Consider the following 10,323-nt stretch of genomic DNA (forward strand, 5'->3'; position numbering starts at 1 on the left):
CGAGTTACCGATATATTTATAGCCTGCTGTAATGGCAGAGCCTGTATTTGCACTGCTTGGCTTGCTTACGTTTTCAGTTTTACTGGCTGCTGGCTTGCTTGCTGCAGGTTTGTCAGCAGAACTGCTCTTAGATGAATCAGAAGAAGAAGCTGGTTCTTTAGACGAACTTGATGATCCAGCGTTAGAAGTACTTGACGACGACGATTCTCCTTTAGATGATTCATCACTAGAAGAATTCACTTCTTGTGCAGCACGATCAAGATCTGCTTTCTCTGCTGCTTTACGCTCTTCTTCTTTTTTGATATTTTCACGAATCGATGCAATTTGTGCTTCAAGTCCAGCATCTTTATTCTCTAAAGCCTGTTTAAGGGCTTCTGCTTCCGATTCTTTCTTTTCACTCTTTGCCTTCATTTCGACCATTTCTTCTTTTTGGTCCTCAATCTGGGATTGCATGCCTTTAAGCTCTAATTCCATATCTTTCAGGTTTTGCAATTTTTTCTCTACAGACGCTTGTTTTTTCTCTAGGTCAGCTTTATCCGCTTCCTGCTCGCTAAGGATTTGCTGGTCAGCTTCCACGATCGTTGCCACTGCGCCAACACGGTTAACGAACTCACCAAAGCTTTTCGAACCTAAAACGACTTCCAGGTAATCAACGTCCCCGCCGCTCTCTTGGAATGAAACCGCACGTTCTTTCAAAACTTCCTCGCGTTTAGCGATTCTATCTTCCAAAGCTTTAATTTCTTTCTTTAGTGACTCTATCGCTTTTTCAGTATCTTTGATTTCTTGCTTCGTTTCTTTGATTTTCTCGTCATTTGCCTTCATTGCATTTTCAATCTGGGCAATTTGGGAAATCATTTTCGATTGTTCTTTTTTCAATTCCTTGATGACTTGCTCTGCTTCTGATATGTCCGATTGAATTCCTGTACGCTGTGATTGAATGTCTGAGATTGACTCGGCTTTCACTGACGGTAATGCAAAAGCGCTACCTAAACCGAGCATAATTGTCGTGTTCAATACGATAAGTTTTTTCTTCAAGCTCATTTCCCCTGCTTTCCTCCCCGTGCATTTCCATCGACCCACTTCTTTTTCTCTATGAAAAATCATCAGTCAAAATAAATAGCTGGGAACTCTTCTCTATTTTTTTTACTCATTATGTATTTTTCTATGGTTGTAACAATATGAAATATATTTCTGAAACTCTACTATGTTTTACCTAAGTCGTAGTATATCATCAGATTTTGTCAAATGCGTAATAACAATATTACAATTACATTTCATTTTTAACATAATACACGAAAATTCGACTTTTTCATGTGATAAAACGTCCATTATTTTACATAACGCAGTGTGGGTTTTGATGCAAGACTATTTATCTACTTCTTATAACCAAGGAACCAGTGACCATTGGCAGGTAGAAAACACGATAAAATCGGTGGACTTTTCACCTGCCATTCCTGAGAAACAAAAAGTCGGTTTCCTCTCTCCATTTGTCCAGAGGATCTGGGAAACGCCTCTTCACCTTTCGGCCTGCGGTGACTCCCTTGGCCATGTTTCCCCGCAAAAGTTGGCGCCTTTCCTTACAATCCTCTCGGCATGAATACTCTGCCTATAGTCTTCCAGGTTTTAGAATAGTAGGTTGTGGCGCCATGAATCGTTTGCTATGCAAATACGAGCCTCTCTTGTTCGTCTTCAATAAAAAATCGAGAAAGTTGGAAAACCGGAACCCGTCGCTACAGATACAGGATACAAATCAAAAAGGCTTCGGAAAGACAAGCTTTCCGAAACCTTCGTTTTTCGACATTCGCTTAAATTCCAGCCATATAGTCGACAAAGACTTTCAGCTCTTTTGGCCTGACAAACACTTTTGCGCCTTTTCTTAATCCAAGCTGAATATAATGCTCTTTGGTCAGCTCGACTTCAAGCGGTTCGTTCGTATCCTCGCGGATCACTTCGATGCGGACGATGGCTCCCATCGTATGAATATGATCGATGATGGAGGCTATCGAATCCTTTCCTGACGCTTCTGTTTCGATGATGAAATTATGCGCCCTCACATACCCTGTGCTGACGCCATCTTCACTGTCAGGCGCATTCATTTCCACATTCCCCGTTACCAATTTCCCTTGTTGGACGTTCCCCTTGAAAAGATTGACACTGCCAAGAAAATCATAAACAAATGGATTGATCGGGTGATCATATACTTCTTCGGGCGTTCCGACCTGTTCAATTTTCCCTTCATTCATGATGACCACCCTGTCTGCGACATCCATCGCTTCTTCTTGATCATGCGTCACGAACACACTCGTCACATTGAATTCATCATGAAGCCTTCTCAACCAGCGCCTGAGTTCTTTGCGAACCTTGGCATCCAATGCCCCAAATGGTTCATCAAGCAAAAGTATGTTAGGTTCGACCGCAAGGGCCCTTGCCAAAGCTACACGCTGGCGCTGGCCGCCGGATAGCTGGGATGGGTACCGATCTTTATATCCTTCCAACTTGACGAGCTGAAGCAACTCGATCACTTTTTGTTCAATCTCTTTTTTACCTGGTCTTATTTTTCTGGGGCGGACCTTTAAACCGTAAGCAATATTATCGAATATGGTCATATTGCGAAAAAGGGCATAATGCTGGAAGACGAAACCAACATTTCGATCCTTTACATGCTTATGTGTGTAATTTTCCTCATTGAATAGGATACTCCCATTCTCTGCCTGCTCAAGCCCCGCAATGATGCGCAATAATGATGTTTTCCCAGATCCGGATGGGCCAAGAAGAGCGATGAGTTCCCCGCTCTTAATTTCCAAATTGATGTTGGTAAGAGCTTGATATGATCCATAATATTTTGTAATGTTTTCAACGATGATGCTCATTTCTTCCCCTCCTAGCTCGCTTTTGTCGATTTGAAGTCCGTTTTCCATTCAATGAAGCTTTTGATGATCAAGGTGATGATGGCAAATATGGACATCAGGGATGCAACGGCAAACGCTGCTGAAAATTGATATTCATTGTATAAGATTTCAATATGAAGCGGCATCGTGTTCGTCATTCCCCTTATATGGCCGGATACGACCGATACCGCGCCGAATTCCCCTATCGTCCTTGCGTTGCACAGGATGACGCCATATAAAAGGCCCCATTTAATATTAGGAAGCGTGACATACCAAAAAGTCTTGAACCCTCCTGCACCAAGTGTCAATGATGCCTCTTCTTCGGAAGTTCCCTGGCTTTGCATGAGCGGGATCAACTCACGAGCAATGAACGGGAAAGTGATGAAAATGGAGGCGATGACTATCCCAGGTATCGAGAAGATCACTTTCAGGCCAAGCGTTTGCAGCACCGGACCAAGTGCCCCATGTAAGCCGAATAGAAGGACAAAAATCAAACCGGCGATGACAGGCGAGACCGAAAAAGGTAAATCTATCAGCGTTATCAGGAAGTTTTTCCCTTTAAAATCATATTTAGTTATCGTCCACGCAGCCACTACCCCAAAAACGGCATTGAGTGGCACCGTGATGAGGACGACGATCAATGTTAACTTGATTGCCGCCAATGAATCCGGATGGGCTATTGCCGCCAAATAAGCATCTGCTCCTTTTTCAAACGCCTTTACAAAAATGGCGATTAATGGGACGACTAAAAACAACGTCAAAAACAGCAAGACAATGGAAATAAGGATCCACTGTATTGATTTTGGCTCTTTTATTGCGTTTTTCGTGATCTTGACAGGTCCATTCGTTTTTGCAACAACTGAATGATCATGTTCCACTATGTCCCCTCCTACTTCCCTGAGTATCTTTTGCCTGTCCACCACTGCAGGACATTGATGGTGAACAAGATCAGAAATGTAATGACGAGCATCACTGCCGCTACCGCCGTGGCACCCTCATAATCATACTGTTCGAGCTTTGTCATGATGATCAGCGGCGAAATCTCCGTTTTAAATGGCATGTTTCCGGCAATGAAGACTACGGATCCATACTCTCCCAGCGCCCTTGCAAATGAAAGCGCAAAGCCAGTCAGTATCGCTGGAATCAGTTCGGGGAAAATTATTTTTATGAATGTTTGCATGCGATTCGCCCCAAGGGAAGCCGAGGCTTCTTCCATTCCTTTTTCGATATTCTCAAGCACTGGTTGAACCATCCGGACCACGAATGGAAGGCCGATGAATATGAGGGCTATGATGATCCCTGCAGGGGTGAATGCAATTTTAAAGCTAAAGAATTGGCCGATCCACCCATTCGGTGAATACAAGGTCGTCAAGGTTATCCCTGCGACAGCAGTCGGGAGGGCAAAAGGCAAATCAACCAATCCATCGATGATCCGTTTACCCGGAAACTCATAGCGAGTGAGCACCCATGCAATTAAAACACCAAAAACCGCGTTCACGAATGCCGCAGTTAACGCTGTCATAAAACTCAATTTATACGAGGCGACTACCCTTGGTTCTGTTATGGTCGCCCAGAACTCCTGTAATCCCATCGAAAACGTATTCAGAAAAACCATCGATAACGGGATCAAAACGATGATGGTAAGATACAGCAGCGTAAAACCCATCGTCAATCCAAAACCGGGTATGGTCCTTTTATTCTTCCGTTTTCCTTCTGTCATTATAGTCATCGTTTCGCCCCAGTTCTTTCTTATTGTGTATGAGGGAGAAGATGTGAACATACACCTTCTCCCTCATGGCTTATTTGGGTTGATAAATCTCGTCGAATGTACCGCCGTCATTGAAGTGTGTTTCTTGGGCTTTTTTCCATCCGCCAAACTTGCCATCCACCGTCACCATATCGATCTTGGCAAATTGGTCTTGATATTTGGCGAGAACCTTCTCATCCCTAGGACGATAGAAGTTTTTCGCGGCAATTTCCTGACCGGCATCTGTATAAAGGTATTTCAAATAGGCTTCAGCCACTTTTTTTGTTCCTTTTTTCTTGACCACTTCATCGACAACAGCTACTGGAGGCTCAGCTAGAATACTGATTGACGGATTGACGATTTCATATTTATCATCACCGAACTCCTTAAGCGTCAAATAGGCTTCATTCTCCCAAGCAATCAGGACGTCGCCGATTCCCCGCTCCACAAATGTGGTCGTAGCACCGCGTGCTCCAGAATCCAAAACCTCAACATTCTGATAAAGTTTCTTCATGAAATCCTTCACTTTTGCTTCGTCATTATCGTAGTTCTTCTCGGCAAAAGCCCACGCAGCCAAGTAGTTCCACCTTGCTCCCCCGCTAGTCTTTGGATTTGGTGTAATGACCGAAACATCCTTCTTGATTAAATCATCCCAATCTTTAATTCCTTTTGGATTATCTTTTTTCACCAAAAACACGATCGTTGATGTATATGGCGTCGAGTTTTCCGGTAAGCGTTTTTGCCAATCTTTCGCCAATAGGTTACTGGCTTCATGAATGGCATCAATATCATAAGCAAGTGCCAATGTTACGACATCCGCTTCCAAGCCATCGATGACAGCCCTGCCTTGTTTCCCGGAACCGCCATGGGATTGTTGAATCGTAACATCCTGACCGGACTCTTCTTTCCAATGCTTCGCAAACGCCTCATTGAATTCCTGATACAATTCCCGTGTCGGATCATATGACACATTCAATAGCTCAACCTTTTTCGATTTTCCGTCTCCCTCCGTTTTTTCCGACGAATTGCATCCCGCAAGTAAACCGAAGGCTAAAATTACACTTGACCACACCATCAACTTTTTCATGGACTTCCCCCTATTTTTCACTTTTAGCAACAAAAAAGGCAAACCATCCCCTTCAATCATTCTATTCAAGGAGATAGCATGCCTTCAGTTCTCTGATCAGCAAATATTCTGAATTTACGTATAACTACCATAAAGCAAAGTATACCAAGTTGTCAACTGCGTTTTTTTTACACAAGGATATGGAACTACTATTTTTCTGATCCTTTCCAATTAAAATGAGTGATTGATACGGAATAACGAGACTCCGGCTTTAGGAAAGAGAGACACCCGAGGGCCGACCGCCTCTGGAAAGCTTAGCACCTGCTGTCGAATGAACGCATAACGTACAAACCTTTTCTTTTGGATTTCGGAGTTTTACCCGTACACTTAGCCACTTTACTCGCCAGTTCGGCACTTTTGCCCGCGAATTTATCGGATTTACTTGCGAGTTTAGGCTTTATCTCGAATTTGAGGCTGTTTCACGCCATCTGCATGTGGATAATCGGGATTCACTCTTCATCTTCACAGAAAGTGAAAGGAAACGGTCTAAGTACAAATCCTCCTAAATCACGTGCACTAGCCGTTCTACCTTTCCCCTAATGCAGAGTGAATCGGAGAAAAACAATAGCAGCAAGCTCAATACGACGCGTTTTTTTTTCTTATTATAAGCAAAAGCACCCTATGGGATGGACTTTATTCAAGTGTCCATCCCATAGGGTGCTTTTTAAGGAAAAATAGAGACCCATACATCCAAACATTTAAGGCATGGTATCTTTTCGATACAGCTTCTTATCCAAAATATATTGATAACACCGATCAGGCAGCAAATATCTTGGCTCTCCCCCCATCGAGAATTCATCCCTTATATAGGTAGAACTGATTTCCATGGAAAGGCCTTTATCGATAAGGTGAAAGGTATTGCCATCATCATAATTCCTAAGCAACGGACTCTTGGAAATGATTTTCAGCATGTCTATCCCATCACGTGCCATGACGATGAATTTATGATTGGCAATCAATTTTTCCCTGAATTTCCATCGTAAGTGCACCGGCTGATCCTGATTATCCATATCATCCAGTAAATCGGCACCCATTATGAAATACACTTCGTCACTTGGATACTGTGATTTAAAGAACTCCATCGTATACCAGGTGTATTGTTTCCCCGTACCTGCACGTTCATTGATTTCATAATCACTCACTTCGAAAAGCGGATTATCCTCTATGGCCATGCCAAGCATTTCCCAACGATGTTCATTACTCGTTTTCATTTGTTTATCGATGCGCCCATTTGCACAAGGTAAAAAAATCACCTTGTCCAGCTTTGCACGATGCGCAATCGTCGATGCTGTCCATAAATGAACATTTGTGACTGGATCGAAGGAAGAACCATAAATTCCAATCTTACCCATACACATCCCCCCCCTTCATCACTTTCTCTTGATTTTCAGCATGAATGTGTAAACGATGCAAAGAAAAATCAACCACGGCACACCAAACTGGAGAACGATTTTAAATGGGCCAGTAAACCAAGTGGATACCGTCAATGCAAGCAAAAGCAAGGCGCCAAGTATCGTTAAATATGGAAAACCGTGCATTCTTACCGGTAATTTACGCCCGCCTGTTTTTTCCCAGCTCTTCCTGAAATATAAATGCGAGATGAAAACCATGAACCAGGTCAAGATGGCACCGAACATCGATATGCCCATCATGAACGCATAGGAGGTATCAGGAAGAAGGACCTTTACACCTGCAGCAAGGAAAATGCCCAAAGTAGATATGAGCAAGGCCCTTATCGGAACTCCATTTTGTCTTACTTTCCGAAAAAATGCCGGGGCCTGCCTTTGCTCGGATAATGAAAATATCATCCGGGTGGAGGCGTATAATTGGCTATTCATGGCTGATAAAGCTGCCGTTAAAATAATGAAATTCATGATACCCGATGCACCGGGTATATTCAGGATTTCCATCACCCTGACAAAAGGACTTTTATCCATGCCAGCATCTTGCCACGGGACAATCATTAACATGATTCCGATTGTCAGTACATAAAACGTTGCGAGTCGGAAAACAGTCGCCTTTAAAGCTTTCGGTACGGCAATATCAGGGTCCTTTGCTTCCCCTGCGGTCACGGCAATCAGCTCTGTCCCTAAAAAGCTGAAGAGAGATATGAAGATGGCCACCCAAAGGCCCCAGAACCCAAATGGCAAAAACCCATCGTGATTGGTATAGTTCTCCACGCCGATTCCGCTTGCAGGCTCGGCACCGATGACCACATACGCTCCCAGTAAAATGAAGATGACGATGGCGCTTATTTTTATCATCGAAAACAGATACTCGAAATTTCCGAATGTATTGACGCTTGTTGCATTTACATAGATCAGCAGGGCCGCAAAAAGAATGATCCAAATAATCCCAGGTACATCAGGAAACCAGTATTTCATATATACTGCTACGGCACTCACTTCAACCCCAATTGCCAGGACATTCGCGATCCAATACGAATACCTCACAACAAAACCAGCAAATGGACTGATATATTTTTCGGCAATCGTGCCAAAGGATCCCGATGTTGGATAGGCTACCGTCATTTCTGCCAAACAGCCCATTAAAAGAAGGACAATGAAGGCACCTATCGCATAGCTGATCAAGACACTCGGGCCTGCTGTCGAAATCGCAAGGCCGCTGCCCAGAAATAAGCCCGTGCCTATTGCACAACCCATGGCAATCATGGTGATTTGATTTGATGATAATTCACGACGCAGTTTATTCTTTTCCATATGTTGCTCCCATCTTAGGCAATGATTCCCTTCTTATTTTCAAGGATGTTCGTATAACCAAGGCTCGGCTGCTTCCAGCCATCAAAGAAATCTTCACGATGTTCCGCAGCTTTTTCCTGCATCGACCTCGTTCATTTGTAGATTTTTGCGCCTTCCCATGCCAACCTTATCATTCTATGAGGATCTTTTTCAATATAATCTCTTTTATCAAAAATCATCGTGTAACGATTGGCTTCATTGTATTTCGGCCAAATTTCCCCCTCAGGCGGATTTGGATCTCCATATTTCGCAAAATTAACCCAATGGTTCTTTATCCTGTCTGTTACCTTACGTGATGACTTGAAACGGTCGGAACGGATCCGCCTCACAAAGGTGGCATTGAAATTCCGGAATGCAAAAGGGTGTTCCAAACCCGGAAGTCCCCCCCATTCGCTTATACGATCGGCAGCCGTTTTACAATCAGAGTGATACATCCAGGTTTTTTCAAAACGGCTGTATACCTCCGCATACCAAACGGAAGGAATATGGTATATTGGAAGACCGCCTTTACCCAGCGTCTTTTCCTTTTCTGGGAACGACCCATAAGCATTTTCAATCGGCCCCTTTGCCTCTGGGTCAGTGTTTTCAAACAATTTTTCGACCACCTCTGCATTTGCCGGGATGAAAGGGGATTCGATTTGGCCTAATAATGGCACATCGTCTCGTTTTGTTCCTATAAGCAAGGGTATGCCCTCGGTGCTTTTCGAGCGAATCGACTCAAGTGGATAATCAGGCAAAACATCACCATCGACGACAGGTCCAAATGGCAGGGTGCCTGGCATGGCTTGTGAATTTTCCTGTAGTAACCGCGAGGACGCGGCGAGGATGTCTGCAACGGGGAGTGACTTTAATCGATGTACTTCATTCTTGCCGATTCCCAAAATCTGAAGGAACCTTTCACTGATTCGTTGTGCGATTTCTTTTCCGTATACAGATGTCGGGGTGGGGCTTAGGGCAATGGCCTTTTGAAAAAGTCCTCTTGCCGATGGTACAGTCAGTAAGGTCGTAACGGCGTTGCCTCCAGACAGTTCCCCAAAAATCGAAACATTTTCCGGATCGCCGCCAAAAACCTCTATATTTTCCTTGATCCATCTTAACGATGCCACTTGGTCGCGTAAACCTAAATTGGTTTCGAATGTTTCACCTCTATCAACAAAATCGGTAAAATCCACATACCCCAATGCCCCTACCCGGTAATTGATGCTAACAACGACAACATCTCCATTCTTAGCCAATGAATGCCCATTATACTGATCGATGGACCCTGCTCCAAAAATGTTTGCCTCACCTGGAATCCATACAATGACGGGTCGCTTTTTATCATCCGCTCTCGGTGACCATATATTAAGGAATAGGCAATCTTCATCCATTTTTTCTGTGCCTGCCCTGTCGTTCGGCTGTGGAGGAATCGGACCGAACTCCACCGCATCCACTACACCGCCCCATTTCTCGACTGGCTCCGGTGAGCGGAAACGCAAGGCAGAAACTGGCGCCTTCGCATACCTGACTCCACGCCAAACATATATATCGTTTTCCATCGTCCCTTGAAGATGCCCTTTTGCAGTCGTTACGATTGATCCTATCATCCACTCTCACCTCTCCAATTAGTTTCGATTACTTAAGTTCTTCTTTTTTGATTCCTTTATATCCTTCATCTTTACAAAAAAAAGAAAGATAAAGGCGACAAAAAAAAGACCCATTCGGGTCTCAGACTGTAGACAAACTCGATGAAAATCGAGTTTGTCTATTTTTATGGCCTGTACAATTTAGACGTTGATTTCCACTCCAGGCACTCGCTTTCCG

At 43.7% G+C, this 10,323-nt stretch carries 9 protein-coding genes; 1 reads left to right on the forward strand and 8 read right to left on the reverse strand.

Annotation, left to right across the window (positions count from 1 at the left end; translation table 11 throughout):
• The coding region (locus AS888_RS13365; RefSeq protein ID WP_155645487.1) for a coiled-coil domain-containing protein at positions 1–1,035 on the reverse strand (1,035 nt) is incomplete at its 3' end.
• Between the two features lie 322 nt (positions 1,036–1,357).
• Here AS888_RS13365 and AS888_RS13370 point away from each other — a divergent pair.
• Positions 1,358–1,597, forward strand: coding sequence for a hypothetical protein (locus AS888_RS13370; RefSeq protein ID WP_061142654.1), 240 nt, complete (start codon positions 1,358–1,360; stop codon positions 1,595–1,597).
• 208 nt (positions 1,598–1,805) lie between these two features.
• Here AS888_RS13370 and AS888_RS13375 read toward each other — a convergent pair whose 3' ends face one another.
• From AS888_RS13375 to AS888_RS13405, 7 genes are all read right to left on the reverse strand, one after another.
• Positions 1,806–2,870: a sulfate/molybdate ABC transporter ATP-binding protein gene (locus AS888_RS13375; RefSeq protein WP_061142655.1), complete on the reverse strand. Its 1,065-nt coding sequence runs from the start codon at positions 2,868–2,870 to the stop codon at positions 1,806–1,808.
• 11 nt (positions 2,871–2,881) lie between these two features.
• Positions 2,882–3,766 carry a sulfate ABC transporter permease subunit CysW gene (gene cysW, locus AS888_RS13380; RefSeq protein WP_185113088.1) on the reverse strand — a complete coding sequence of 295 codons (885 nt, stop codon included), beginning with the start codon at positions 3,764–3,766 and terminating at the stop codon, positions 2,882–2,884.
• Between the two features lie 11 nt (positions 3,767–3,777).
• Positions 3,778–4,617, reverse strand: a complete 840-nt coding sequence (gene cysT / locus AS888_RS13385; RefSeq protein WP_061142660.1) for a sulfate ABC transporter permease subunit CysT — start codon at positions 4,615–4,617, stop codon at positions 3,778–3,780.
• Positions 4,618–4,687: 70 nt separating this feature from the next.
• Positions 4,688–5,743, reverse strand: coding sequence for a sulfate ABC transporter substrate-binding protein (locus AS888_RS13390; protein WP_061142661.1), 1,056 nt, complete (start codon positions 5,741–5,743; stop codon positions 4,688–4,690).
• 716 nt (positions 5,744–6,459) lie between these two features.
• The gene (gene nadD / locus AS888_RS13395; protein WP_061142656.1) at positions 6,460–7,113 is read right to left on the reverse strand and encodes a nicotinate (nicotinamide) nucleotide adenylyltransferase; all 654 of its coding nucleotides are present in this window, start codon (positions 7,111–7,113) and stop codon (positions 6,460–6,462) included.
• Between the two features lie 18 nt (positions 7,114–7,131).
• Positions 7,132–8,481 (reverse strand): amino acid permease, encoded by a 1,350-nt coding sequence (locus tag AS888_RS13400; protein ID WP_061142657.1) that lies wholly within the window; start codon positions 8,479–8,481, stop codon positions 7,132–7,134.
• A 131-nt stretch (positions 8,482–8,612) separates the two neighbouring features.
• Positions 8,613–10,106: a carboxylesterase/lipase family protein gene (locus tag AS888_RS13405; protein WP_061142658.1), complete on the reverse strand. Its 1,494-nt coding sequence runs from the start codon at positions 10,104–10,106 to the stop codon at positions 8,613–8,615.
• Positions 10,107–10,323 lie beyond the last annotated feature (217 nt).

Origin of the sequence: Peribacillus simplex (assembly GCF_001542915.1) — a bacterium.
In the GTDB taxonomy this organism is placed as follows: domain Bacteria; phylum Bacillota; class Bacilli; order Bacillales; family DSM-1321; genus Peribacillus; species Peribacillus simplex_B.

Coding starts and splice junctions, on each gene's coding strand:
- AS888_RS13370 (WP_061142654.1), top strand. CDS start 1,358: ATGCAAGACTATTTATCTACTTCTTATAACCAAGGAACCAGTGACCAT.
- AS888_RS13375 (WP_061142655.1), bottom strand. CDS start 2,870: ATGAGCATCATCGTTGAAAACATTACAAAATATTATGGATCATATCAA.
- cysT (WP_061142660.1), bottom strand. CDS start 4,617: ATGACTATAATGACAGAAGGAAAACGGAAGAATAAAAGGACCATACCC.
- nadD (WP_061142656.1), bottom strand. CDS start 7,113: ATGGGTAAGATTGGAATTTATGGTTCTTCCTTCGATCCAGTCACAAAT.
- AS888_RS13400 (WP_061142657.1), bottom strand. CDS start 8,481: ATGGAAAAGAATAAACTGCGTCGTGAATTATCATCAAATCAAATCACC.
- AS888_RS13405 (WP_061142658.1), bottom strand. CDS start 10,106: ATGATAGGATCAATCGTAACGACTGCAAAAGGGCATCTTCAAGGGACG.